Origin of the sequence: Staphylococcus lugdunensis (assembly GCF_002901705.1) — a bacterium.
In the GTDB taxonomy this organism is placed as follows: domain Bacteria; phylum Bacillota; class Bacilli; order Staphylococcales; family Staphylococcaceae; genus Staphylococcus; species Staphylococcus lugdunensis.
The window spans coordinates 7,958-34,793 of record NZ_PPPV01000019.1; the positions used below are offsets into that span (position 1 = coordinate 7,958).

Here is a 26,836-nt window from a genome sequence, read left to right on the forward strand (position 1 = left end):
TTAGGGCTTTATGTCCCAGCCTGTATTTTATTTTTGACGTTCATCAATCGATGTGTGTATTTGTTCGTCAGTTGGTTTAGTCGTGTGTGTTTCTGTAGATGTTGTATTATTAGAAGCTAAATCATTATCATCTTGTGAATTTAATGATTCGGATTTGTTCTTTTTGCTACTTTTTTTATCCTTTTTAACTTGAGACACATTGACTGGTTCTCCGTTGCGAATAAAGTATTGAACAACACCTAAAGTATTTAAGTAATGTATTATAATAGTGATAATTGCCACTAGTATGATTATAGCAATATGAATGTTATAAGCCAGTGTTTGTGACATATTTTGTAATAAATAGATATCCAACGATGATATAAGTGATATGATGAGTGCGATTAAGTTAATCAATAACACACCTACAAAAAATTTAAACCACGTTTTTTGTCCATTCGCAATTCCTTTAAAACCGTCTTCTAATGAGGCAATAGCTGTTTTATTACGGTCTTGAGTAAATTGTACAGTACTGTTTATCATAGGTATTAATACAATCCACAATAGAATTGAAATAATAAATGAAACAAAAACAAATGTTACAATTTGAATAATCAATAACGTATTTTGACTCTGAATTTCTAAAGGTTTAATTAATTCTCCAACAATTTTGAAGAGATATTTTAAAAGAAATGCATGTATCCAAGTTAAAGCGATATATAGTATTAAACTGATGATACCGAGTAAAATACTAGAAATGTATTTGCCACCTTTAAATGAAACAAGTAAATCTGAAAAGCCAAATTTTTGCTTTTTAATAGATTTTGATATGACATTAATAGAACCAGCTAGTAGTTGATATCCAACAAGAAGGAATATAATCGCTATAACAACCAAAACAATGATATTAATCGTCTGTAATTGCTCCTGTAATTGTTGAGGATCAACATTACCTTTTTGTATCAAAGTCTCTTGCATGTCATTACTAACTTTACTTAGATATAGTTTTGGAAGAAATTGACAAAGCACAAAGAGAATTAACACATTGATCATTGCAAAAACAAATGTTAACAACCAATGTGACTTTGTATTTTTGATTGCTAATTTATGAAATTTAAACAAAATGAAGCACTCCTTTACGTTAATATAAATACAATATCAAAATTCGAAAAAATTTTAAATGAATATCTAACATATTATGACATTAAGTGTTAGAATATGCTAATAAATGAACTAATGAAAGGAGATATCATCATGAAAATTGCAATTATAACCGATGTGCATGGAAATTATGATGCGCTAGAAACTGTTTTGGATGATATTGATCGTAGAGAAGATGTTGATAAAATTATAAACTTAGGTGACAATATTGGAATTGGTCACGAGACAAACAAAGTATTAGACAGCATCTTTGAACGTGAAGACATGGAGATGATTGCAGGCAATCATGATGAAGCGGTGATGTCAATAGTTAATGGCACACCTTATCCGGAAGACTTAAAAGATAAATTTTATGAACATCATCAGTGGATTGAAAGTCATCTTGACGAAGAATATCATGAGGTATTAAATCAGCTTCCACGATTTATTGAACAAACCATCTGTGGTAAAAAAATGCTATTTATTCATTATGAAATTGATAATAGTAAATTAAATACTACAATCGATGGACAACCTTTTAGTCCTATAGTTGAACCAAGTGCACAAAATATGTCAACGCTTTTCCAAGATAAAGATGCTGATGTAATTGTTTTTGGACATAATCATACGTTACATTTATTTGATGATAAGAAGAAACTGTACTTTAATCCAGGCTCTGTTGGTCTTAATAATGGTGCTTATGCCGTATATGGCATTCTGACAATTACTGATAGTGAATTCTCGGTGGAAAGAATCAAATTACCTTATGATAATGAAGAATTTCTTTTAGGATTTAGTGAAAAGCATGTTCCAGCAAAACAATTAATATTTGATAAATTTCTTTAAAAAATAAAGCTATCGTAGTTCCTAGTAAAGAAAGGATACGATAGCTTTTCAATTTAATGCTGGTGTACGTGAGCATGTGAATGATGAAGTCCTGTACATAATGTGGACGTGTCATGTTTATGTTTAGGTGTTTCTAACTGTATGGTCATGTGATGAACATTTAAATGTGATAAGTCATGTTCGATACGTTCGAGTAGTAATTCACATTGCTCTACAGTAAGGGCTTCACTTACTACGGCATGGCAGCTCAATGCATTCATATCATTTGAAATCGTCCAAACATGATAATCGTGAACATTTTGAACTTGACCATGTTGTGTAATAGTTTGAATTATTGCTTCTAAATCAACATCTGTTGGTGTTCCTTCCATCAAGATATTAAGCGATGATTTGGTAATGCCGAAAGCACTTTTTAAAATTAATAGTGAAACAATAATACTTGCTATAGGATCAGCCAGTGTAAAATCAAATAACCATATTAGGATAGCAGCAACGATAGCACCTAATGAGCCCAGTAAATCACCAAGCACATGAATAAAGGCACCACGCATATTTAAATTATGATGCGTATCACCACTTTTAAACATAATTGCTGCGACAATGATATTAACAAGTAATCCCATTACACTGATAACAAACATTTCAGTTGACTGTACTTCTGGTGGTGCGAAGAAACGTTTAATTGCTTCTATAATAATGAGTGCACTTATAATAAATAGAGTTACACCATTAAATAATGCCGCTAACACTTCAAAACGTTTATAGCCAAAGGTTTTTGATGTTGTAGCATTTTTTTCTGCATAGATAAAAGCAATAAGTGCTATGCCTAGTGAGACGGTATCACTGAACATATGGATTCCATCTGAGAGCAAAGCTAAGCTATTAGCGAGATAACCTCCGATAATTTCAATCAACATAAATGAGCCAATGATTAAAAACGAAATAAGTAATACTTTTTTGTTATTTGTGTGTACATGACCGTGGACATGGTCATGATGATGTTGATGTGTGTGATTAGTCATGATAAGATCCACCTTCTTTTGGATGATTTGCATGATGAATGGCTTGTTTTAACAACGTAGCGACATGTTGGTCATCAAGAGAATAAATCATAGATTGACCAGCTCGCTTGGCCTTAACAAGATGAGTTTGCTTCAACAATTTTAATTGATGAGAAACATTAGATTGGCTCATATTTAGCGTATGTGAAATATGGCCAACACTTGCTTCACCTTCTTGAAGTAATTCCATAATTCGAATACGATTTATATCACTTAATGCTTTAAAAATTTGGGTTACACGAGTAAGCGTATCGAAATCAGAACGATGTGATGGCATATGAGTCATATCCTTTCTGTATTTATGAATATATGTTCATATATTAATATAACTTTTTCTCATTGTTTGGTCAACTCATTCAAGAAAGTTAATGTTTGCCAGTTAAATGTAAGTGGTAAAATACAAATTAGCATTTCAAAAGGAGGACGTTATTATGGCTATTTTATTAATTGGTGCAAACGGTGGCGTTGGTAGTCAACTAGTTAAACAATTTAAAGCACAAAATGAAGATTTTACAGCCGGTGTTCGAAATGAAGAACAAGTTTCTAAATTACAAGATGAAGGAATTCAAGCAATACAAATTGATGTTGAAAAAGATGATATTGATACGTTAATACAAACGTTTAAACAATTTGATACTATCATTTTCTCAGTAGGTAGTGGTGGTAGTACAGGAGCAGATAAAACCATTATTGTCGACTTAGACGGTGCAATAAAAACAATGATTGCTAGTAAAGAAGCAAAAATAAATCATTATGTAATGGTCTCAACATATGATTCACGTCGTCAAGCATTCGATGCTTCGGGTGATTTAAAGCCATATACCATAGCTAAGCATTATGCAGATCATTACTTAAGAGCATCAGGTCTAAACTATACAATCGTCCATCCTGGTGTGTTGACCAATGATGCTGGCACAGGACAGATTGATGCAGGTTTATATTTTGAAGGTAAAAATGCTATTCCTAGAGAAGATGTTGCGCGCGTGCTTAACGAAGTATCGACAAGTAATCAATATATGAATCAAGAATTTCAAATTATTGCAGGTGATAAATCGATTACCGAAGCGTTAGCTAGCTATAGACAGAAATAATTAACAAGTTAAATCAAATAATAAGAAGCTGGTCATATATTCACTCATGATACCAGCTTCTTTTTTTATAAAAGCATGATTACATTTTGCATTTATATTGTATTTTGCATGAAAAAGTAAAGCGCTTGCAATATTGTAAATAACGCAATTACTGTCAAATGTGATACAATCACTAGTGTTAAGTTAGCTATGTTATTATAAACTTAAGTAACGATAATAAATTTGAACTTTAAATGGCTAAATTAGCTTTTATAATAGACATAAATTTTGAAGAGGGGGGCTATGATGCCACTATTTTTAGAGCCAATATTTCACGAAAAGATTTGGGGTGGTGATAAACTCGAATCATTCGGTTATCACCTACCAGACAAACCAATAGGTGAATGTTGGTGTATCTCAGCTCACTCAAATGGTAAAAGTAAAATCTTAAATGGACAATATGCTGGTCAAACATTAGACCAAGTATGGACAGAGCATCGAGAATTATTTGGTGATTTTCCCAGTAAAGAATTCCCATTATTATGTAAAATAGTTGATGCAACGGCCCCGTTATCTATTCATGTGCACCCGGGAGATTCATATGCATATGAACATGAAAATGGACAATATGGTAAATCTGAATGTTTATATATTATAGAAGCAGCTGAACAGGCTGAGATTGTCTTAGGTACGACGGCACAATCACGAGCAGAAATGGCACAGACTATAGAAGAACAACAAGTGGAAAGCATATTAAAACGTGTTCCTGTGCAAGCTGGTGAATTCTATTTTATTCCTGCAGGTACATTACACTCAATTAGCGCTGGCGTGTTAGCCTATGAAACGATGCAAAATTCAGATATATCGTATAGAATATATGATTTTAAACGTCATCGTCCTAATCAAACAACGCCTTTTCTTAATATAAATAGGGCCTTGGATGTTATAGAATACGGAATTGAAGTACCGAAATTAGTGCCTGAAAGTGAAATTATAGAGAATCATAAATGTTCACATATTGTATCCAGTGATTTCTTTACAATGGTAAAATGGGAAATTTCAGGTACTTTAAACTACATGAAGCCGAGAGAATTTTGTCTAGTATCGGTACTTGACGGTGAGGGCCAGATGATTACTGATGGAGAAATTTATAGAATTCAAAAAGGAAGCCATTTTATATTGACTTCAGAAGATTTAGATAGTGTATTTGAAGGGGATTTCACATTGATTATCAGCTATCTATAAAGAAATTAGTCTGTTTCTTGAATATTGGGAGGTATAAATTTGAAGCAATTGTTATACATTTCATTAGTTTGTGGTGTTATTGCTGGTGCAGGTATCTTTTTTAATGTGCCACATTATCCTACACGACTTATTCCTCAATTTATTGCGTTGATCGGTGTCATCAGTGCAATATTAACATTAAAAGATCATAAAACAAGTGGATTGTTATCATTAGGGGGTGTAATGATAAATTTAATGCCGCTTCTAGCAAGTATTGTGGGTGTTCAGCAATAATAGGAACCAAATAGCAATTAGATGATGAATACTACATCTAAGTAGAAAATATTATAAGAGAAAGTCATAAGCATATAGGCTAGTGATTTTCTCTTTTTTTAAAATATGGTATTGAATTTTATGTTATATCTAATTGCTAATTTTTATGAAATTACACAAGATTTTTACGTGAAGTATGATAAAATGAAAAGAAATCATAAGAGAAAGTATTTTTTCTCACAATGAATAATTAGGGTTAGGAGTTTCATAATGACTGAAGCAGTAAATTACTTTTGGCTAAATTGTGGCTATACAAGATGGAATCATAATGAACCATTAATTGGACAAACGACATTATTTGAATCAGGAGCTCAATTTAATCCTTCTCAAGGTTTTAGAGCATTTAAAAAAGCAGAAATTGGCGACAAAGTGATATTTTACCAAGTTCAAACAGATACTGGTTTATTAGGATTAGGTGAAATCACTAGCGTTCAAACAGGCGCTCAAAATAAAATTCGAGTCACTTTTCGATTTGATGAGCTACTAAAACCATTAACGATTGACTTTTTAAAACGCAGTGAAGCATTAGATTATAGAATGAATAATATGAAAGAAACTTTATTTAATCAACTAACTAAAGAGGAATTTGATCTTATTGTCGCCTTAGGACAAGGCCAAGAAAAATTACCACGCTATTTCTTTTTAGCTGAGTCAGAAGCGTTTGAACCTGGGGAAATTTATACAATATATACACATACCTATAATGGTATTAAACGAAATGGTTACCATTTTTATAATCAATTAGAAGTTGGTGACAACCTAGTATTTTATAATAGAAATAAAAATCAAGCTGTCATTGGTATTGGAGAAGTGACTAAGCATATTCATGAAAAGCCACCCATACCTGGTAGAACGAATAGCACCGCAATCGAAGTGCGCTATGATAAAAATATAACACCAGTGACATTAAGCCAATTAAATAAACATCCAAAGTTAAAGAATTTATACTTTTTACAAGAAAATGCGAAACAGGCAATTGCTAGTATGTCTCAAACTCAATATGATGCCATTATTGATATGAGCAAAAATGATGGTGTAAATAAGCCATTTGAGACGATTAATCAACCTGTACATAGCGAACAAACTAAAGATGAAGCGCTTAAACCATTTATCTTACTTGTTGTAGGGCAACATGACGAAGGATTAAAAGCAGCAAATGAATTATTAGATAAGACCAATGCTAATCCAGTCATAACAACTGGACACCCTGATTTTTCTGAAGAAATGTTGTATGGTAAATACTTACCAAATGAAGCAGGTGCATTATATTATCGTGAAGGATTTATTACACATTTAATGCCTAAAAACGATAAAAGTTATTTAGTCATTGATAATTTTAACCGTGTTGATCCAGATATTTTTCAAACGTATATCAATGTGTTGGAAGGCTATGAAGTGACATTGCCACGATATAATAAAGATGGACAAATGATTATATGGTCACGCCAGAAAGATTCATTTTATCATTTTAATCCTAATTGGCATATTATTGGTATTACTTATGATGATATTGATGTAATTAAAGAGAAATATTCAGCTCAATTTTTAAAATATACACGCATTGTTAAAGTAAAACAAGATAAATAAAGTAGTCTTGTTCATGATATAACCTTTTGAAAATATTTTAAGTAGTGACAGTAAAAATAAGATAAAGCTATTCCTTTATGGAATAAGCCTTACAATACAAAATATTGAAATAAATGGAGCCACACTATGACAAAGTAGTGTGGCTCTTAAACTGCAATAATTGATTTTGCCTGTTTCTTAAATGTGTTTTAAGTTGTTTAGCTTGCAACCGAAGAGGAAATAGTAATAATAAAAGTAAGGATGTGAATTTATGCCAATTATTTATTATGATGGAAACTGTGTATATTGCTATAATTACGCAATATGGTTAATACGACATGGTTTATCTAAAAAATATCAATTTGCTACGCTTCAAGGTGAGATAGGGCAACATTTATTCAAACAACATCCAGAAGCACAGCATCAAAATAGTGTTATTCTGCAAGAAGGCCATCATCTTGAGTATCATTCGACTGCAATAGCGACGTTAATTACATCATTAACAACGTTTAAATGGTTAGGGATATTACTAAAATTGGTTCCAAAACCACTTAGAGATTGTGGCTATCATCTTTTTGCGAATAATAGGGATAAAATGTGGAAAACAAAATGGCATCGACCAACATCTTATGAAAAGTCGTTTTTCCTAGATGATAATCAACATGTAAAGTTGATTAATTGAAAATGATTTTCAATTAAGGGATAATAAGAATAACATATAGCTGAAAATAAGCTTATTCAAAGGTTAGGTATATGAATAAATCTTCAATTTGTTTATAATAATTATAAATAAGAGTGTTATTTTGCTTTACAGATTAGAATTATTATAATATAATGATAACATCATTACGATGATATAAGTTAAAAGGAGCGATGAATAATATGGCAAATCAACAAGATGTAGTAAAAGAATTAAATCAACAAGTTGCAAACTGGACGGTGGCTTATACTAAATTACACAATTTCCACTGGTATGTTAAAGGACCAAATTTCTTTTCATTGCATGTTAAATTTGAAGAATTATATAATGAAGCAAGTCAATATGTTGATGATTTAGCTGAACGTATTTTAGCGGTAGGCGGTCATCCTGTAGGAACGTTAAAAGAATGTTTAGATATGTCGATTGTTGAAGAAGCAGGTTTAAATTATTCTGCAGAAGAAATGGTCGAAGCATTTTCTAAAGATTTAACAAATATTTCACAACAACTTGAACAAGCTATTCAAGTGGCTGGAGAAGCTGAAGATGACGTATCAGAAGATATGTTTATCGGCATGCAAACTTCAGTAGATAAACATAACTGGATGTTTAAATCTTATTTAAGTAAATAATTTTAACCATATAATAAACCTTGATACTGTATTACACATGTGATTTTACTAGTGTAATTACAATATCAAGGCTTTTTTTATTCTGCAATTTCTAATGCGACTTCCATCATTTGTGTAAATGAATTTTGTCTTTCTTCCGCAGTTGTTTCTTCTTGTTTGATAATATGGTCGCTTACTGTAAAAATACCTAAAGCTTTTTTACCAGCATAAGTTGCATTAAGGTATAAAGCTGCTGACTCCATTTCGATACCTAAAATACCCATTCTTTTCCATTGATCATTGAAGTGTGGGTTCGCATTGTAAAATGTATCAGACGATAAGATATTACCAACGTGCGAAACTGCATCAAGTTCGTCTGCTTTCTGTTTAGCTTTAGTGATTAAGTCAAAATCAGCAATTGGTGCGAAGTGACCAGGAATTTGATATTGGTCTACATAATTAGAATTTGTTGAAGCGGCTTGTGCAATGATAATGTCATATAAATTGACATTTTCTTGTAGTGCGCCACAAGACCCAATACGAATAATCGTATCTACATTGAAGAAATGGTACAACTCATATGAATATATACCTATACTTGGAATCCCCATACCAGATCCCATAACAGAAATTTCTTTACCTTTATAAGTACCTGTATATCCAAACATATTTCTTACTTCATTAAATTGCACTACATTATCTAAGAAGTTTTCGGCTATGTATTTTGCTCTTAATGGATCGCCAGGCATAAGTACTGTTTTGGCGATTTTATGTTCTTTAGGTTGAATATGTGGTGTACCTTTAGACATTTGTTATCTCTCCTCGACTTTCATTCTTAACATAAAGATAACATTTGTTTAACTTTTTTGCGAATTTTTGTACTATAGAAGGGAAGGACAAAATGCCTATTTTTAAAGTTTAAACTATGCTACGAAAACTTTATCGTAGGCGCAAATATTAAACAACAATTTATAGGAGGGCGTTTTAATGGATTATGCAAAATATATAGATCATACCTTATTAAAACCAGAATCAACAAAGGCACAAATTGATAAGTTAATCAAAGAGGCTAAAACATATCACTTTAAATCAGTTTGTGTAAATCCAACTCAAGTGAAGTATGCGGCAGAACAATTACGAGATTCAGATGTATTAGTATGTACCGTGGTTGGCTTTCCATTAGGTGCGAGTACTACAGCAACAAAAACATTTGAAACAGAAGATGCAATAAAAAATGGTGCTTCTGAAATTGACATGGTTATCAATATTGGCGCATTAAAAGATGGGCGTTATGATGATGTGAAAAAAGATATTGAAGGTGTTGTTGGTGCAGCTAATGGGATTTTAGTTAAAGTTATCATTGAAACAATATTATTAACTGATGATGAAAAGGTCAAAGCTTGTGAGATTGCGCGAGCTGCTGGTGCTGATTTTGTTAAAACATCTACTGGTTTTGCTGGTGGTGGTGCCACCGCAGAGGATGTGGCATTGATGAAGCAAACGGTTGGTAATGAGTTACAAGTTAAAGCTTCAGGTGGGGTACGAAACTTAGCTGATTTCAAAAAAATGATTGAAGCTGGTGCAACTCGAATTGGAGCGAGTGCGGGTGTTGAAATAATAGAAGGTCTTGAGGCTAACACCGATTACTAATGCCATAATCGCATTATCATAAAAAAGCAAACTAGTCGCTTATTGAAAGGGGATATGGCTATGAGAATGGTCGATATTATAGAAAAGAAACGCGATGGGAAAGAATTAACAACGGATGAGATTAACTTTTTTATTGAGGGCTATACAAAGGGAGATATTCCAGATTATCAAGCTGCAAGTTTAGCAATGGCTATTTTTTTTCAAGATATGACAGAACAAGAACGTGCAGCGTTAACGCTAGCAATGGTACATTCTGGGGATGTGATTGATTTATCCCAAATTAATGGGGTAAAAGTTGACAAACATTCTACAGGTGGCGTAGGTGATACAACAACGCTTGTTTTAGCACCTCTTGTGGCTGCAGTTGGTGTGCCAGTTGCAAAAATGAGTGGGCGTGGCTTAGGTCATACTGGCGGCACAATTGATAAATTAGAGTCAATTGAAGGGTTTCATGTTGAGATCAGTGAAGATGAGTTTATTAAATTGGTCAACGAAGATCGAGTTGCAGTAATTGGACAAACGGGTAACTTAACACCGGCAGACAAAAAGCTATATGCTTTGAGAGATGTGACAGGGACAGTAAACTCTATTCCATTAATCGCGTCTTCGATAATGAGTAAAAAAATTGCTGCAGGTGCAGATGCAATTGTGCTTGATGTTAAAACAGGTAGCGGTGCATTTATGAAAACATTAGAAGATGCTGAACAACTTGCGCATGCCATGGTATCCATCGGCAATCATGTTGGCAGAAAGACGATGGCTATCATTTCAGATATGAGTCAACCGTTAGGCAACGCAATTGGTAATGCTTTAGAATTGCGAGAAGCTATTGAAACATTGAATGGACACGGACCTGAAGATTTAACAGAACTCGTGTTGACGCTTGGTTCTCAAATGGTAGTTTTAGGCCAGCAAGCTGAGACATTAGAAGAAGCACGACGAAAATTAAAACAAGCAATTCAAGATGGAACAGCATTAGCGAAATTCAAGCAGTTTATTGCTAACCAAGGTGGCAATCCACATATCGTAGATCACCCGGAATTATTACCACAAGCGCAATATAAAATAGAATTGCCAGCACAGAAAACAGGAACAATAACTGAGATGATTGCCAATGATATTGGTATTGCATCAATGATGTTAGGTGCTGGTCGTCAGACGAAAGAAGATACAATCGATTTAGGAGTCGGTATAGTATTAAACAAAAAAGTTGGAGACACTGTCAAAGAGGGTGAACCATTATTAACGATTTATAGTAATCAGCCAGATATATTTGATGTAAAGGCTAAACTTTATGATAGTATAGCCATTCAAGATACAGGTCATAAACCAACATTAATTCATAAAATTATTACTGAGTAGGAGTGTTAAAATGATAACGCCTTTTAAACGTATACATCTTATTGTAATGGATTCAGTAGGCATTGGAGAAGCACCAGATGCAGCAGCCTTTAATGATGAAGGTGCACACACGCTTAAACATACATTAGAGGGATTTAAGGAATCATTACCTAATTTAGAACGACTTGGCTTAGGTAATATTACTGACTTGCCTGTAGTGCATAAAGTAGATCATCCTGAGGCTTTTTATACGAAGTTAAGTGAAGCATCTGTCGGTAAAGATACTATGACAGGACATTGGGAAATGATGGGCTTGAATATCATGCAACCATTTAAAGTTTATCCTAATGGTTTTCCAGAAGAATTGATTAAACAAATTGAAGAGATGACAGGACGTAAAGTGGTAGCGAATAAACCTGCTTCTGGTACGGCAATCATTGATGAACTTGGTGAACATCAAATGAAGACGGGTGATTTAATCGTTTATACAAGTGCTGACCCAGTATTACAAATTGCTGCACATGAAGATATTATACCGCTTGAAGAATTATATGATATTTGTGAAAAGGTAAGAGAGATAACAAAGGATCCAAAATATTTAATTGGACGTGTTATTGCCCGACCATATGTAGGAGAACCAGGTAACTTTACAAGAACATCAAATCGTCATGATTATGCATTGAAACCTTTTGGACACACGGTTATGAATGAATTAAAAGACAATGGTTACGATGTTATCGCTATTGGAAAGATTAATGACATTTTTGATGGGGAAGGTGTTACAGAGGCGATTCGCACTAAAAGTAATATGGACGGAATGGATCAATTGATAAATGTTACGCAAAAAGTATTTAATGGCATGAGCTTTTTAAATTTAGTTGATTTTGATGCTTTATATGGTCACCGACGTGATAAAGAAGGTTACGCACAAGCAATCAAAGATTTTGATAATCGTTTACCTGAATTGATTGCAAACTTGGATGAAGATGATTTAGTCATCATTACTGCTGACCATGGTAATGACCCGATTGCACCTGGGACAGATCATACGCGAGAGTATATTCCAGTATTAATGTATAGTCCTAAAATCAATCATGGTCATGAATTATCAAGTGACGAGACATTTAGTTCAATTGGTGCTACAATAGCAGATAATTTCAACGTAGAACTACCAAAATTCGGTAAAAGCTATTTAAAAGAAATGGGAGTGGAACATTAATGAAATTATTTAGATATTTGCTTGGTTTAGCATTTGGCACAGCAGGAGTCTTACATTTTACAAATGAACGTCAGTTTAGAAATATTGTGCCACATTACTTACCATTACGAAAAACTGCTGTACTTGTTACAGGAGTTTTTGAAATCTTTTTTGGTATGATGCTATTAATTAAAAGACCAGCAGAATGGTTGAAAAAAGGTATGAATTTATTTTTATTAGCAGTATTACCAGCAAATATTTATATGGCACGTAAAGAATTACCTTTAGGCGATAAAGAAGTGCCTAAGTGGGCACTATACTTGAGATTACCTTTACAATTTGTATTAATAGGATTAATTAAAAAGTTATAAGAAAGAGTTATAATACGAATTTAAGATATAGATTTATCTGACACTAGTAACACAGGCTGTGACATAAATTCCAAAATAATAGCACAAAGATGATTTGAAATTGTATATCATCTTTGTGCTTTATCTATTTTCTCTAATTTTTCTTTATTTGAAAATGTAGCTTCAATTGTTTGAAAAGGATTATTCAAGCATTTTTTAAAATCTGTTGAAAGTAATCTTTAGTTAGTAATTTGAATAGATAAACTAACAAATCCTACTTACCATAAAGTATTTATAAAAGTTGTACGATGAACCATTACATTGTCAAAGAGTTCATTTACAGGGATGGATTCAAATCGTCGCTTCTCCAATAATTGATAAAACGCATCGATAACGCTTTTTTAGTTTTTGTTACTCTTAAGTCTTGTTCCTTCATAATATAACCTCTCTCATCTGTACTGTAAGTTTAAACGATATCATTGATAGAAAATGATCGTAATTAAGAAGAATTTAAAATTTATAGCAGTTCTATAAATCGACACAAATAGTTTTTTGTAGATATTGTTTTTAATAAAAATTAGTCATATAATTTTCTTAATGATAATGATTATTAATTAATATTTAGAAAGTGTGAGTATTTTGTTGAATTTAAAGACTGGGATAAAAAATAAAAATTACAAAGTTAAAAGTATAAGTATATGTAATAAAAATATGTTATATCGATTAAGTGCATTAGGTATAAAAAAAGGCAGTGAAGTATGTATTAAACGAAAATGCTTATTTAATGGACCAAGTATTATTGAAGTAAATGGTCAATTTTTGTGCATTAGACAATCTGACGCCAGAAACATTACATTAGAGGAGTAGGTTATATATATGGGCGAAAGTTTTTGTATTTTAGGAAATCCAAATGTAGGAAAGACGTCATTGTTTAATGCATTAACAGGGTCTTATGAATACGTAGGTAACTGGAGTGGTGTAACTGTTGAAAAAAAGGTAGGTAAATTAAAAGAAAACATAGGGCAGCTTATTGATTTACCTGGCATTTATGATTTATCTCCAGTTTCTAAAGATGAGACTGTAGTAACAGATTTTTTAATGGAATCTTCTTTTACAGGTATGATTAATATCATTGATACTAGCCAAATAAAAAGAAATTTGAACCTTACTATTCAATTGTTAGAACTTAATGCACCTTTAATTATTGGTTTAAACATGATTGACGTAGCAGTGCAACATGGTCTTAAAGTCAGATATGATACTTTAATGAAAAAATTAAAAGTACCTGTTTTTCCGATTGTAGCGAGAAAAGCTAAAGGGACTAATGAACTTTTACATGAATTGAAATTTTTAAAACCTGATAAAAGACAACAATTTAAAATTAACTATGGTCATGATATAGAAGATGCTATTGAAAAAATAAGTTCAATTATCTTAAAAGAGACAGAATATCCTAAAGAACGAATACGTTTTATAGCGATACAATATTTACTTGATAATAATCAAATTTATCAGGAAATAGGTTCTGAAATGATTAATTGTTTAGAACCAATAAAAAAAGAATTAGAAAAAAATTTGAATATGCGTGTACGTGAACGTATGGAATTGATTAGAGATAAATTTATAGATGATATCTTAAAAAATGTTGTCGAATATCCTAAAGAAGAAAAGCAATTTTTTACTGCTAAGTTAGATAAAATATTGATGAATAAGTATTTAGGGATACCCATATTTTTAGGCATTATATGGCTCATTTTTCAAATCACATTTACTTGGGTAGGTACGCCTTTATCCGACAAAATGGATGATTTCATTGGTGGGCAATTTACCGACTGGGTAAAGATGATGATGCAATACTTACACTTGTTGCCATTTCTACAAGATTTAATCACAGACGGTATTATTGCAGGTGTCGGCTCAGTGCTTGTGTTTGTTCCTCAGATCGTGGTATTATTCTTCTTTATTTCTTTGCTTGAAGATTCGGGTTATATGGCAAGAATAGCTGTTTTAATGGATAAGACAATGGAATCAATAGGGCTAAGTGGTAAGTCATTTATTCCTATGATTATTGGATTTGGCTGTAATGTACCAAGCATTATGGCTGCACGTAGTATTGAAAATGAAAAAGAACGGCTGATAACAATTTTAATAGCTCCCTTCATGTCTTGTTCAGCACGTTTGCCAATATATGCATTGTTTGTGGGAGTATTCTTTAAAACTTATCAATCTCTCATAGTTTTAAGTTTATACTTGCTTGGGATTTTAGTTGCTTTAATAGTTAGTACTATTATGAATCGATTTATTTTGAAAAACGATAGTTCAGTATTTATTGTTGAGCTACCAACTTATCGTGTACCTTCTATTAGAACTTTATGGCGTAGCACTTGGGAAAAGGCAAAAGGCTTTGTAAAAAAAGCAGGGACATTTATATTTGCTGGCTCAGTAATCATATGGGCATTAACATATACAGGACCTAATGGATTTGATGTAAAAATTAATCAAAGCTTTATGCATATAATAGGAGAAGCAATAGCTCCTATACTTTCACCTTTGGGATTTGGTACGTGGCATGCAGGTGCCACTTTGATACCAGGATTTTTAGCGAAAGAAGTCATAATCAGTTCAATGGCGATACTTTATTCCTCAAATGAGAATGGGCTTGTTAACGTAATTCAACATCAATTCACATCCTTATCAGCCTATGCTTTTATGATATTTATACTATTATATGTTCCATGTATTTCGACAGTAGCTACAATAAGAAAAGAAACATGTTCATGGAAATGGACACTCATTGCATTATTTTACCCAATAGTTACAGCATATCTTTTAACATTGGCATTTTATCAAATAAGTAATCTTTTTATATAAGGACGATTTTTATGTATATATTTATAAACATCTTGATTATCGTAGTTATCATCTTTTATACGGTTTTAACATTAGTAAAATTTTTTAAACGTAGTAAAGAAGGGCAATGCGGAAGTTGCAAATCTAATTGTCATTGTGATACAACGTCACATAAGAAACATTTAAAGCCTTAAGAATCAAATTTTAAAATAAAAGTAAAAGCTTTTCTATTTTTGAATGAACGAATTCAAATAGAGAAGCTTTTTTGTTGTATGAAACATACTGAGATTAGTTATGTTTCTATTCATTATGAGTTACTTTCTTCTGCTAATAAAATGCCAGTTCACATGCATATACATCGTTTTGAGAGCAAAACTTTAAGTAGGGTTAGGATAAGTTGAATCGCGAGTATCCAATTAAGAAATATTCGAAAATAAAATATCGGTTACTATCCATTGGAATAAGATGGAGTACTGCACTTAGAAATATTAATACGTTATATAAAAAACTCTAGGGGTCAGGACAAAAATCATTTTTGAATTCTGTCCCGCTCCCTAGAGCGAATTTTGAGATTTATCATCCAGGATATTGTAACTAATTATTTAGCTTCACCGAACACATCATGCCATTGATTGCGTTTGTTTAAGAACGCTTTAGCGATTTCTTTAGCACCCTCTAATGAATGACTTGCAGCCCACCCACATTGTACTTCATTGCAAGCTGGAACTTCGTTAGCTTGTAATACGTCATTTAATGTTTTTTCAATAATATTTAAAACATCATTATAATCGTCATGATTAATAAAGGATACATAGAAACCGGTTTGACAACCCATTGGACTTAAGTCTACAACTTTGTCAGTATGGTTTCTAATGTTTTCTGCCATTAAATGTTCAAGTGAGTGTAAACCAGGCATTTCCATATGTTCTTTATTTGGTTGTTTGAAGCGGATATCATATTTTTTGATTACATCACCGTTTAAGCCTTCCATCGTACCTGCTAATCTCACAAAAGGCGCGACAACTTTCGTATGATCTAAGTTAAAACTTTCTACATTCATTTTTGCCATTTGACATCCTCCTAAATTACTTTTAAAACTTATCTAATATATTGATTGTAACAAGACGACTGTATAATGACAATTTTGACCTAATGCATCATATGCCGTTGAGGCGGGTATAGAACATTATTGTTAGAAAATTTTGTAAATATAATGACAATCAAGTATTATTCCGATAAAATAAGTAATGATTAATTAAAAAACATATTGGGTAAAAGATGTTGTTCGATTATTTGGGTTACGTAAGGGAGATAGTTGTAATAATGAACAGTAAACAAAAAATTTTGGATTATATCGAAAATAATAAATACGATTATATAGAAATCAGTCATAGAATACATGAACGTCCGGAGTTAGGAAATGAAGAAATTTTTGCGTCTCGAATACTTATAGAGAAACTAGCTGAACAAGGATTTGAGATAGAGACAGATATCGCAGGTCATGCAACAGGATTTATAGCCACTTATGATTCAGAACGTGAAGGTCCAACGATTGGTTATTTAGCTGAATATGATGCTTTACCTGGGTTAGGACATGCATGCGGCCACAATATTATAGGTACTGCGAGTGTATTGGCTGGATCGGCATTAAAGCAAACGATTGATTCAATTGGTGGTAAAGTAGTCGTTTTAGGCTGTCCAGCAGAAGAAGGTGGAGAGAATGGAAGTGCAAAAGCATCATATGTTAAAGCCGGCGTGATTGATGATATTGATATAGCATTGATGATTCACCCTGGCAACGAAACATATCCAACCATCAATACATTAGCAGTAGATGTTTTGGATATTAAATTTTACGGAAAAAGTGCACATGCTTCTGAAAATGCAGATGAAGCGCTCAATGCTTTAGATGCTATGATTTCTTATTTTAATGGTGTGGCACAACTCAGACAACATATTAAGAAAGATCAAAGAGTACATGGTGTGATTTTAGATGGTGGCAAAGCAGCAAATATCATTCCAGATTTTACTCATGCACGTTTTTATACACGCGCAACAACACGCAAAGAATTAGATGTATTAACAGAACGCGTGAAACAAACTGCACGTGGTGCTTCAATTCAAACGGGGTGCGATTATGAATTTGGGCCTATTCAAAATGGCGTAAATGAATTTATTAAAACACCTAGATTAGATGCATTATTTGAAAAGTATGCCATTGAAATAGGTGAAGCAGTCAGCCATGACGATTTTGGATATGGATCTACGGATACTGGCAATGTGAGTCATGTCGTTCCTACGATACATCCACATATCAAAATAGGCTCAAGAAACTTAGTTGGTCATACACATCGTTTTAGAGAAGCTGCTGCAAGTGTACATGGAGATCAAGCGGTTGTTCGAGGTGCAAAAATTATTGCATTGATGGGTCTAGAGTTAATTGAAAATCAACCGCTGTTTGAGGCTATAGTCGAACAGCATTCTCATATAAAGGGGAATAACAAATAATGGTGAAAAATAAGCAAAATCAACCACTTACACTCAGTGATTTATACGCAGACAATGTTGTTTACTCATCAAGACCCTCTTATGTTTCTAATCCATGGTTAGAACCAGAAGAACATCAATCGAATTTTTTGACCGGTAGAGAGTTATTGATAGCCAATAAATTACCTGTAATCGTACACGAAGCCAGTGTTACCGATAAATTGGAAGCACTTTTTAATACTATAGGAAAAACGATACCGACCTCAATTTATAAATTTCATGATCAGCAATCTTATGAATCGCTTATTCAACATCTCGCTTATCAAGAAGGGAAAAAGATTTATTTTCAATATATACATGGAGAAGATGTACTTGAATCTTCTTATTACGCTTTAAATAAGGATACATTTATCGCATTAAATAATAAAGCGCGCATTCCTGAATGGACGAATCATCATTACTTGCCTAACAGAGAAATTGTATCAATCAAAGATTTTAAAGCGCGAGTTCAAGATTGGACATTTCCTTTTGTTATTAAACCTGGAGATGATTTGCCAACTGCAGGAGGATATGGTGTTATGATTTGTTATCATCAAAATGATTTGCAAAAAGCAATGACACGTATTTTTGAAGCAGAAGCAGCTACATCACATTTGATTATTGAACAAAAAATCGAAGAGGTTCACAATTATTGTGTTCAGTTCTCTTATTCTTCAGAGTTAGGTATCCAGTATTTAGGAACCGCACAGCAACTTACAAATAAATATGGCTTTTATGCTGGTAACGAGAATGTCCATGATATACCTCAGCAAGTGATAAACGCTGGTTACGAAATTATGGAAATAGGTGTAAAACAAGGATTCTTTGGAGTGGCAGGGTTTGATTTATTATTAGATCAACATGGAGATGTCTTTGCGATTGATTTGAATTTTAGACAAAATGGTTCTACGAGTATGTTGCTATTAGAAGATGAGCTACATCCAAATTATCAAAAGTTTTATAGCTATGTAGCTAAAGGTGATAATGAACACTTTTTTAATACTATATTAAAATTTATAAAAAAAGGCGTATTGTGCCCACTATCTTATTATGATGGTGATTGGTATGGTAAAAATAAAGTTAATTCTAGATTTGGCTGTATTTGGCATGGGAATAGCAAAACAGAAATAGATCATTATATTAAAGCATTTTATGAGGAGTTAGATTTATAAATAATAAATACTGTACAATCAGACATTTGTTTTAATTTAATAGTTAGGGAGCGGGACAGCATTCATTATGAATTCATAGTCATGCACCGGCAAGGTTGACCAGGATTGGAAAAGGCCTAGTATAAGCGTATGTTCAGTCCAGTCAACTATTGCCAATATTTAGTTCGTATCTTAAAACATAATGATGTCCAAGCTTTATTGACTATCAAAAACGAGTCATTTAAAATTTGGAATAAATTAAAATGAATTGAGGGTTGTTACATGTCATTTAAAAATGAAACATTTTTCAAGGATATATTAATCAATGAGGAATTTTTCTTTGCGAGTACATCTAAAAAATTAGTAAGGATTTATTATCAAGGTCAATTATATCCAGCAGCATGGACGAATGAATACATGGCGCGCACATTCCTTGAAGATCATCAGGTAGATTATGATAAAGTAGTTCAAATTGACATTGATACCTTTGCGACATATGAGCTTGATGATTTATTTGATAAAGGAGACAAAGTGGTTATTAATGCTTCAGAAAATCATCCTGGCCAGTTGATTAACGTCGTTGATACAACTGATGAAATCATGACAGAATTAGATCGTATTCGTACTAAAGAATTTGTTAAAGATATAGCAAAAAATGATGAAGTATTTGGACTAACTCGAAAAGGACAAAAATCTTTTATTTTAATCGGGGATGATAAAAAAGAAAAACCATATATTATGCCTGTTTGGAGTATGAAAGGGCGCGCTTTGAAAGTACGAGATCAAGATTTTGAAGAATGCGAACTTATAGAAGTAGAAAGTAGCGTTTTTGGTGAGTGGTTAGATGAATTAAGAGATGATAATAAAGCTGTAGCTATTGACTTGAAACCTGGTGTGGTTGGTACTATTGTCTCGGCACAGTACTTGTCAAACGAAGCAACATTTTAAATTGATGAATGACGCCCTTCGATGCAAATGCTGAAGGGCGTTTGCTATTATGATAAATGAATAGCACCAATGGCTCCTGAAAAGGCACCATGTTCAATATAATATGGTTGACAACCTCTTAACTTAGTATAATCTTCAATGACTTCTCTTAACAATGGATTATTGTTGAAGGATGACCCGATGTACACGACATTATTTGTTTTATATTCACGAGCTACAGTAATGGACATCGTTGTGATTACCTCGCCAACAACACCGACAACCGATGCTAGTTGATTTGCTGATGTAAAATTTGCATCCAAATGGTGCAGGACATTACCAAAATTTGCGGCAGTTAATTCGCCTGGTATAGGAGGTGGGGTATCTTTATAAATATGTTTGACCTTTAAATCAATATGATTTCGATCACCTTGTTGAGCTAAAGTTGTCAATGCCTCATAATCTGATATTTGAGTTAAAAGGTATCCTAAACCTTGTATCATACCGCCACCTGTACCAATACCCCCAACACGTTGTTGAGATATCCCATCATAATAATGGATAGACGTCCCAGTTCCTACGTTAGTAAAAATATATTGGTCAATATCGTGGCCTTGTTCTTTAAGTAACATGCTTAAACCTTTAGAAGAAGCATCAAATTCAACATAGGTTTGCACAGGGTGATCAAGTTGTTCAGCAATGACTCCGGCATTACCACCTGTTAAACTTAAAGAATCATATGATTCATTTTTCAACCAATGAATTACCTGTTGTATATTTGTAGTTAATTCTGTTTTATAAATACGTTCATCAGGCGTTTCTTGAACAATTTTGATTAATGTTCCACCTGCATCGATACCGATATTCATTTCTTTCACCTCTGCAATTAATTAGGGTCAATGTTTATAGTATAATAAAATCACTGAAATACAAGTAGAAATTAAAAAAATTAGGGTATAACATGATATGATAAAATTTAAATAAGTAGTCAGAAGGCTAACAATGTTAGAAATAAGGGGATAGATTATGGTTATAAAACAGCAATATGATAATATAACAATTCAGGTATTTGAAGAACGTTATCGACAACATGTTTTAGATTTTGAATTAAGCGAAAGACAACAAGTTTATTCATCATTACCTAAAACAGTGCTTCAAGAAGCATTAGAAGATGAAAATCGTGTCGCTAACATTGCTATAAATGAACAAGGAGATGTGGTTGGATTCTTTATACTACATCGTTACTATCAACATGAAGGATACGATACACCAGAAAATGTCGTTTATGTAAGATCATTATCAATAAATGAAAAATATCAAGGACGTGGCTATGGCACTACAATGATGATGCATATTCCACAATATGTACAACTATTATTTCCAGATTTTAATCACTTGTACCTCGTGGTTGATACTGAAAATCAAAGTGCATGGAATGTATACGAGCGTGCTGGTTTTATTCATACAGCAACTAAAGAGGAAGGGCCAATAGGTAAGGAAAGATTATATTATCTAGATTTAGATACGAAACATGTGTCTTCACTAAAGTTACAAGCCAATAGTCAATCTAGTATTGGAACAGTGCAAATCATAGACTTATTGAAAGACGGGGATAAAGTAGGATTTATAGCTGTAGAACAGCATGCGACAAGAATGAATATTGCTGCAATAGAAGTTAATAAAGAACACAGACAATCAGGCATTGCTGAAAGCGCATTGCGTCAGTTACCAACGTATGTTAGAAAACATTTTAATAATATACAAACATTAAATATAATGTTATTTGGTGAACATAATGAATTAAAACCGTTATGTCAGAATAGTGGATTTGTTGAGATTGAACAATCAGAAGATGTCGCAATTTTTGAAAAGTATATTAATTATTAGTAGACATTGCGAAATCAAGAGTTGTCATTTATAATTTAATTTTGTTACTATTAATAAATGCAAAATAACTTATAAATTTCAAAAAATCCTGTGAAAGGAAGTATTTTTTAATGAAAATTCAAGATTACACAAAAGAAATGATCGATGAGAGATCATTCATTGATATGACTTATACGTTATTACATGAAAAAGGCGCAACAATGAATTTATATGATATTATTGATGAATTTAGATCTTTAGGTGGTTATGATTACGAGGAAATTGAAAATCGAGTTGTGCAATTCTATACTGATTTAAATACTGATGGACGCTTTTTAAATGTTGGTGAAAATGAATGGGGATTACGTGACTGGTACTCAGTAGATGATATCGAAGAAAAGATTGCACCAACAATTCAAAAATTTGATATTTTAGATGATGAAGATGAAGAAGATAAAAATCTTAAATTATTGGGCGAAGACGAAATGGATGACGACGATGATATTCCAGCTCAAACTGACGATCAAGAAACATTAGATGATGATGACAATGAACCAGTAGAAGATGAAATGAATGAAACAGATATTGTTTTAGATGAAGATGATGAAGATTTAGACGACGAAGAGGAAATTGACGACGAAGAAAAATTTTAATTTAGTGAGGCCTTGAATGGTAAGGCTTTGCTTAAGTTAATAAAATTGACAATTGACTTTTATTAAAAAAATGATAAAATTTTATTCGGGCTCCTTTAATTAGGACACGTGTATAAATGTTATGCGCTCCCCTTACAATGGATGTGAGAGGGAGCGATTTTTTATTTTAAAAATTATTTCAGCATTAAATGTATAGAGAAGGAAATGAATAAAAGTTTAAATTATAACTATACATTTTGAATGGAATATTTTAATAATCAAGACTTGTTAAAAAGTGTTAAATAAAGAAAGCAACCCTTTATATATGCAGGAGGTCAAAATATGACAAAGTTTATTTTTGTAACAGGTGGCGTAGTTTCATCTCTAGGGAAAGGTATTACAGCTGCTTCTCTAGGAAGATTATTAAAAGACAGAGGATTAAAAGTTACAATACAAAAGTTTGATCCATACTTAAATGTTGACCCAGGTACGATGAGTCCTTATCAACACGGTGAAGTTTTTGTAACGGACGATGGTGCAGAGACCGATTTAGATTTAGGACATTATGAACGCTTTATTGATATTAATCTTAATAAGTATTCTAATGTAACAGCTGGGAAAGTATATTCACATGTTTTGAAAAAAGAACGTCGTGGTGACTACTTGGGTGGTACAGTTCAAGTCATTCCACACATTACAAATGAAATTAAAGAACGTTTATTACTGGCTGGTGAAAGTACTAATGCAGATGTAGTAATAACAGAAATAGGCGGAACAACAGGTGATATCGAGTCTTTACCGTTTATTGAGGCTATACGTCAAATTCGCAGTGATTTAGGTAGAGATAATGTGATGTATGTTCACTGTACATTATTACCATTTATTAAAGCAGCTGGCGAAATGAAAACAAAACCAACACAACACAGTGTTAAAGAACTTCGTGGATTAGGTATACAACCTGATTTGATTGTCGTTCGTTCTGAATATGAAATGACTCAAGACTTAAAAGATAAAATTGCATTGTTCTGTGATATCAATAAAGAGAGTGTTATTGAGTGTAGAGATGCGTCATCGCTATATGAAATTCCACTGCAACTTAGCGCACAGAATATGGATGATATCGTTATTCGACGTTTGGGCTTAGATGCTAAATATGATACGCAATTAGATGAATGGCAATATCTATTAGATACTGTTAATCACTTAGATGGAACGATCACTATTGGCTTAGTTGGAAAATATGTTAGCTTACAAGATGCCTATTTATCAGTTGTTGAAGCTTTAAAACATGCAGGTTATCCATTGAAAAAAGATGTCGTAGTAAAATGGATTGATTCTAGTGTGGTTACAGATGAAAATGTCGCGAGTTATCTGAGTGATGTGGATGGTATCCTAGTCCCGGGTGGTTTCGGATTCCGAGCGAGTGAAGGAAAAATCGCTGCAATTAAATATGCACGAGAAAATAACGTACCATATTTTGGAATATGTTTAGGTATGCAATTAGCTACGGTTGAATTTGCACGTAATGTGCTAGGATTAGAAGGCGCACATTCTGCAGAATTAGATCCAAATACACCACATCCAATTATTGATTTATTGCCTGAACAAAAAGACATTGAAGATTTAGGCGGTACATTACGCTTAGGCTTATATCCAAGTAAAATTAAAAAAGATACATTAGCATACGATATTTATGGTGTAGATCACGTTGAAGAAAGACATCGACATCGTTATGAATTTAACAATGATTATCGTCAACAAATTGAAGATAAAGGAATGGTCTTTTCTGGTACAAGTCCTGATGGCCGTTTAATTGAAATGGTTGAAATTCCAGCAAATGATTTCTTTATTGCTTGTCAGTTCCATCCAGAATTTTTATCTCGTCCGAATAGACCTCAGCCTATATTTAAGGCGTTTGTTGAGGCAGCTTATAAATATCAAAATAAATAATGTAACAAAGCACATCTAACTGTGATAAGGTTAGATGTGCTTTATTGCTATAACTCTAAATCTCGTGTCATTTCCACCATTTGAGTGTAAATATCATAATAAATATAATTAAATGCCATTGAGTGTGGTTGGACAATTTTATCGTAATCTTCAGTATAGACGATAGGTCTCGGTGTCGATAAGTTAATAAAATGTAGTAAGTGTTCTGGGAAATCGTCTGATTTAGGGCGATTACTAACGAGTACAATATCAATATCGCGCTGAAGTAAAGCGGATATATCTTGAGCAACAGCTTCATTATAAAAAGGTGAAAATAAAAATACTCTATCTGTTGTATCTAAATCATCAAAACTGTTTAATGTTGAGAGTTGACGACTCGATCGCAAACGTTCTTGGCTTTGTAATATAAAGGGCTCAAAAAATGCCAAATCTTCATATCCTTTAATATAGACAAAACCTTCTCCACCAATAGCTTGTACGATACATTGAGCAGCCATTTGAATTTCCATAGCTTGTTTTTCTATGCGATTAAAAATACCAGTTAGCTGTGTATTTAATATTTTAGACATTTAAATCCTCCATTCTATGATAATAGTGTAAAACGATGCAATATAATATTCAATAAGTTAGATACTTTAATAATGACATTGTAGGCTATGATAAATGATAAAAACATATATTCAGAAAACAAAGTATATTCCAATGCATTACTAATATAAATTTGGTATAATAAACAAACAAATCGTGCATATGCACAACAAGGAGGAACTTTCATGCCTTTAGTTTCAATGAAAGAAATGTTAATCGATGCAAAAGAAAATGGTTACGCTGTGGGTCAGTACAACTTAAATAATTTAGAATTTACTCAAGCAATTTTAGAAGCATCTCAAGAAGAAAAAGCACCAGTTATTCTTGGAGTTTCAGAAGGTGCAGCACGCTATATGAGTGGTTTTTACACTGTAGTAAAAATGGTTGAGGGCTTAATACATGATTTAAATATCACGATTCCTGTGGCAATACATTTAGACCATGGTTCAAGCTTTGATAAGTGTAAAGAAGCGATTGATGCTGGTTTCACCTCAGTGATGATTGATGCTTCACACAGTCCGTTTGAAGAAAATATTGAAATCACATCAAAAGTGGTTGAATATGCGCATCAACATGGTGTATCTGTTGAAGCTGAATTAGGAACGGTTGGTGGTCAAGAAGATGATGTTGTTGGCGGCATAATCTATGCTGATCCTAAAGAATGTCAAGAGCTTGTTGAAAAAACTGGAATAGATGCTTTAGCACCTGCCTTAGGTTCTGTTCATGGACCGTATAAAGGCGAACCTAAATTAGGATTTAAAGAAATGGAAGAAATTGGAGCTTCAACTGGTTTACCATTAGTACTACATGGTGGTACTGGTATCCCTACTAAAGATATTCAAAAAGCAATTCCATATGGAACAGCAAAAATTAATGTTAATACTGAAAACCAAATTGCATCTGCAAAAGCGGTACGCGATGTATTAAATAAAGACCAAGACGTTTATGATCCACGTAAATATCTAGGACCAGCGCGTGAAGCAATTAAAGAAACGGTAAAAGGTAAAATTAGAGAATTTGGTACTTCTAATCGTGCGAAATAAGTGCAACATAAAAAAGTCATTGAGCCTACGGGTTTAATGGCTTATTTTTTATGCTATAATAAATGAAGAATTTTACTAAACGATAATTAAACTTATTACATTATAAAAAATTGGGGGAGCTGGCGATATTATATATTAGCTGGACTACTAAATGTAATAAAAACAAAGCAGCGAAGTACAATATTTATAATGTTAAATATTGTATTTTGTTGAATGGATTATGTACAATTTTATTAA

At 32.8% G+C, this 26,836-nt stretch carries 28 protein-coding genes; 21 read left to right on the forward strand and 7 right to left on the reverse strand.

Features of this window, described 5'->3' with window-relative positions:
* Positions 1-27: 27 nt before the first annotated feature.
* The gene (locus CD041_RS11615) at positions 28-1,101 is read right to left on the reverse strand and encodes a hypothetical protein (protein WP_002461288.1); all 1,074 of its coding nucleotides are present in this window, start codon (positions 1,099-1,101) and stop codon (positions 28-30) included.
* Between the two features lie 132 nt (positions 1,102-1,233).
* Here CD041_RS11615 and CD041_RS11620 point away from each other — a divergent pair, with 132 nt between their 5' ends.
* Complete coding sequence (locus CD041_RS11620; protein WP_002478934.1) at positions 1,234-1,965, forward strand: metallophosphoesterase family protein; 732 nt, start codon at positions 1,234-1,236, stop codon at positions 1,963-1,965.
* Between the two features lie 53 nt (positions 1,966-2,018).
* Here the strand turns inward: CD041_RS11620 and czrB are convergent, their stop codons facing one another.
* Complete coding sequence (gene czrB / locus CD041_RS11625; protein ID WP_002461286.1) at positions 2,019-2,987, reverse strand: CDF family zinc efflux transporter CzrB; 969 nt, start codon at positions 2,985-2,987, stop codon at positions 2,019-2,021.
* Positions 2,980-3,303 (reverse strand): ArsR/SmtB family transcription factor, encoded by a 324-nt coding sequence (locus CD041_RS11630; RefSeq protein ID WP_002461285.1) that lies wholly within the window; start codon positions 3,301-3,303, stop codon positions 2,980-2,982. Before CD041_RS11630 ends, czrB begins: the two co-directional genes overlap by 8 nt.
* Positions 3,304-3,457: 154 nt before the next feature.
* On the opposite strand from CD041_RS11630, the gene CD041_RS11635 reads away from it, so the two are divergent.
* From CD041_RS11635 to CD041_RS11660, 6 genes are all read left to right on the forward strand, one after another.
* Entirely contained in the window at positions 3,458-4,117 is a 660-nt protein-coding gene (locus CD041_RS11635; protein ID WP_070647995.1) for an SDR family oxidoreductase, read from the forward strand.
* Positions 4,118-4,402: 285 nt separating this feature from the next.
* Entirely contained in the window at positions 4,403-5,341 is a 939-nt protein-coding gene (locus CD041_RS11640) for a type I phosphomannose isomerase catalytic subunit (RefSeq protein ID WP_070647994.1), read from the forward strand.
* Between the two features lie 39 nt (positions 5,342-5,380).
* On the forward strand, positions 5,381-5,614 hold the full coding sequence (locus CD041_RS11645; protein ID WP_070647993.1) for a hypothetical protein: 234 nt from the start codon (positions 5,381-5,383) through the stop codon (positions 5,612-5,614).
* Between the two features lie 249 nt (positions 5,615-5,863).
* The gene (locus tag CD041_RS11650; protein WP_062077912.1) at positions 5,864-7,240 is read left to right on the forward strand and encodes an EVE domain-containing protein; all 1,377 of its coding nucleotides are present in this window, start codon (positions 5,864-5,866) and stop codon (positions 7,238-7,240) included.
* 250 nt (positions 7,241-7,490) lie between these two features.
* On the forward strand, positions 7,491-7,901 hold the full coding sequence (locus CD041_RS11655) for a thiol-disulfide oxidoreductase DCC family protein (protein WP_002492364.1): 411 nt from the start codon (positions 7,491-7,493) through the stop codon (positions 7,899-7,901).
* Between the two features lie 200 nt (positions 7,902-8,101).
* Positions 8,102-8,548, forward strand: a complete 447-nt coding sequence (locus tag CD041_RS11660) for a Dps family protein (protein WP_002478940.1) — start codon at positions 8,102-8,104, stop codon at positions 8,546-8,548.
* Between the two features lie 77 nt (positions 8,549-8,625).
* Here the strand turns inward: CD041_RS11660 and deoD are convergent, their stop codons facing one another.
* A complete protein-coding gene (gene deoD, locus CD041_RS11665; RefSeq protein ID WP_070647991.1) occupies positions 8,626-9,336 on the reverse strand; it encodes a purine-nucleoside phosphorylase in 711 nt (236 codons plus the stop codon).
* 178 nt (positions 9,337-9,514) lie between these two features.
* Between deoD and deoC the strand changes: the two genes are divergently transcribed.
* The 7 genes from deoC (at position 9,515) to CD041_RS11705 (ending at position 16,110) form a co-directional block, all read left to right on the forward strand.
* Entirely contained in the window at positions 9,515-10,177 is a 663-nt protein-coding gene (gene deoC, locus CD041_RS11670) for a deoxyribose-phosphate aldolase (RefSeq protein ID WP_062077910.1), read from the forward strand.
* A 60-nt stretch (positions 10,178-10,237) separates the two neighbouring features.
* Positions 10,238-11,539 carry a pyrimidine-nucleoside phosphorylase gene (locus CD041_RS11675; protein ID WP_070815432.1) on the forward strand — a complete coding sequence of 434 codons (1,302 nt, stop codon included), beginning with the start codon at positions 10,238-10,240 and terminating at the stop codon, positions 11,537-11,539.
* Between the two features lie 10 nt (positions 11,540-11,549).
* A complete protein-coding gene (gene deoB, locus CD041_RS11680) occupies positions 11,550-12,737 on the forward strand; it encodes a phosphopentomutase (protein ID WP_070647989.1) in 1,188 nt (395 codons plus the stop codon).
* Positions 12,737-13,087 carry a DoxX family protein gene (locus tag CD041_RS11685; RefSeq protein WP_002461269.1) on the forward strand — a complete coding sequence of 117 codons (351 nt, stop codon included), beginning with the start codon at positions 12,737-12,739 and terminating at the stop codon, positions 13,085-13,087. Before deoB ends, CD041_RS11685 begins: the two co-directional genes overlap by 1 nt.
* 618 nt (positions 13,088-13,705) lie before the next feature.
* Positions 13,706-13,933, forward strand: coding sequence for a FeoA family protein (locus tag CD041_RS11695; protein WP_037540521.1), 228 nt, complete (start codon positions 13,706-13,708; stop codon positions 13,931-13,933).
* 9 nt (positions 13,934-13,942) lie between these two features.
* Entirely contained in the window at positions 13,943-15,937 is a 1,995-nt protein-coding gene (feoB, locus tag CD041_RS11700; protein ID WP_080606535.1) for a ferrous iron transport protein B, read from the forward strand.
* Between the two features lie 11 nt (positions 15,938-15,948).
* Positions 15,949-16,110, forward strand: a complete 162-nt coding sequence (locus CD041_RS11705; RefSeq protein WP_002478945.1) for a FeoB-associated Cys-rich membrane protein — start codon at positions 15,949-15,951, stop codon at positions 16,108-16,110.
* Between the two features lie 404 nt (positions 16,111-16,514).
* Here CD041_RS11705 and CD041_RS11710 read toward each other — a convergent pair whose 3' ends face one another.
* Positions 16,515-16,985, reverse strand: a complete 471-nt coding sequence (locus CD041_RS11710; RefSeq protein ID WP_002461265.1) for an S-ribosylhomocysteine lyase — start codon at positions 16,983-16,985, stop codon at positions 16,515-16,517.
* Positions 16,986-17,239: 254 nt separating this feature from the next.
* Between CD041_RS11710 and CD041_RS11715 the strand changes: the two genes are divergently transcribed.
* From CD041_RS11715 to CD041_RS11725, 3 genes are all read left to right on the forward strand, one after another.
* Positions 17,240-18,424: a M20 family metallopeptidase gene (locus tag CD041_RS11715; RefSeq protein ID WP_070481817.1), complete on the forward strand. Its 1,185-nt coding sequence runs from the start codon at positions 17,240-17,242 to the stop codon at positions 18,422-18,424.
* 2 nt (positions 18,425-18,426) lie between these two features.
* A complete protein-coding gene (ldmS, locus tag CD041_RS11720) occupies positions 18,427-19,614 on the forward strand; it encodes an L-aspartate--L-methionine ligase LdmS (protein WP_176744558.1) in 1,188 nt (395 codons plus the stop codon).
* Between the two features lie 261 nt (positions 19,615-19,875).
* Positions 19,876-20,541 (forward strand): DUF2750 domain-containing protein, encoded by a 666-nt coding sequence (locus tag CD041_RS11725; protein WP_002461261.1) that lies wholly within the window; start codon positions 19,876-19,878, stop codon positions 20,539-20,541.
* Positions 20,542-20,588: 47 nt separating this feature from the next.
* Here CD041_RS11725 and coaW read toward each other — a convergent pair whose 3' ends face one another.
* The gene (coaW, locus tag CD041_RS11730) at positions 20,589-21,389 is read right to left on the reverse strand and encodes a type II pantothenate kinase (RefSeq protein WP_002492349.1); all 801 of its coding nucleotides are present in this window, start codon (positions 21,387-21,389) and stop codon (positions 20,589-20,591) included.
* Positions 21,390-21,546: 157 nt separating this feature from the next.
* On the opposite strand from coaW, the gene CD041_RS11735 reads away from it, so the two are divergent.
* From CD041_RS11735 to pyrG, 3 genes are all read left to right on the forward strand, one after another.
* Positions 21,547-22,407: a GNAT family N-acetyltransferase gene (locus CD041_RS11735; protein WP_002461258.1), complete on the forward strand. Its 861-nt coding sequence runs from the start codon at positions 21,547-21,549 to the stop codon at positions 22,405-22,407.
* Between the two features lie 110 nt (positions 22,408-22,517).
* Positions 22,518-23,039 carry a DNA-directed RNA polymerase subunit delta gene (gene rpoE, locus CD041_RS11740; RefSeq protein ID WP_002478949.1) on the forward strand — a complete coding sequence of 174 codons (522 nt, stop codon included), beginning with the start codon at positions 22,518-22,520 and terminating at the stop codon, positions 23,037-23,039.
* 321 nt (positions 23,040-23,360) lie between these two features.
* Positions 23,361-24,968, forward strand: coding sequence for a CTP synthase (pyrG, locus tag CD041_RS11745; protein WP_002478950.1), 1,608 nt, complete (start codon positions 23,361-23,363; stop codon positions 24,966-24,968).
* A gap of 47 nt (positions 24,969-25,015) precedes the next feature.
* Here the strand turns inward: pyrG and CD041_RS11750 are convergent, their stop codons facing one another.
* Positions 25,016-25,537, reverse strand: a complete 522-nt coding sequence (locus CD041_RS11750) for a DUF2529 family protein (RefSeq protein WP_002461255.1) — start codon at positions 25,535-25,537, stop codon at positions 25,016-25,018.
* A gap of 204 nt (positions 25,538-25,741) precedes the next feature.
* Between CD041_RS11750 and fdaB the strand changes: the two genes are divergently transcribed.
* Positions 25,742-26,599, forward strand: coding sequence for a class IIb fructose-bisphosphate aldolase FdaB (gene fdaB / locus CD041_RS11755; RefSeq protein WP_002461254.1), 858 nt, complete (start codon positions 25,742-25,744; stop codon positions 26,597-26,599).
* Positions 26,600-26,836: the final 237 nt, after the last annotated feature.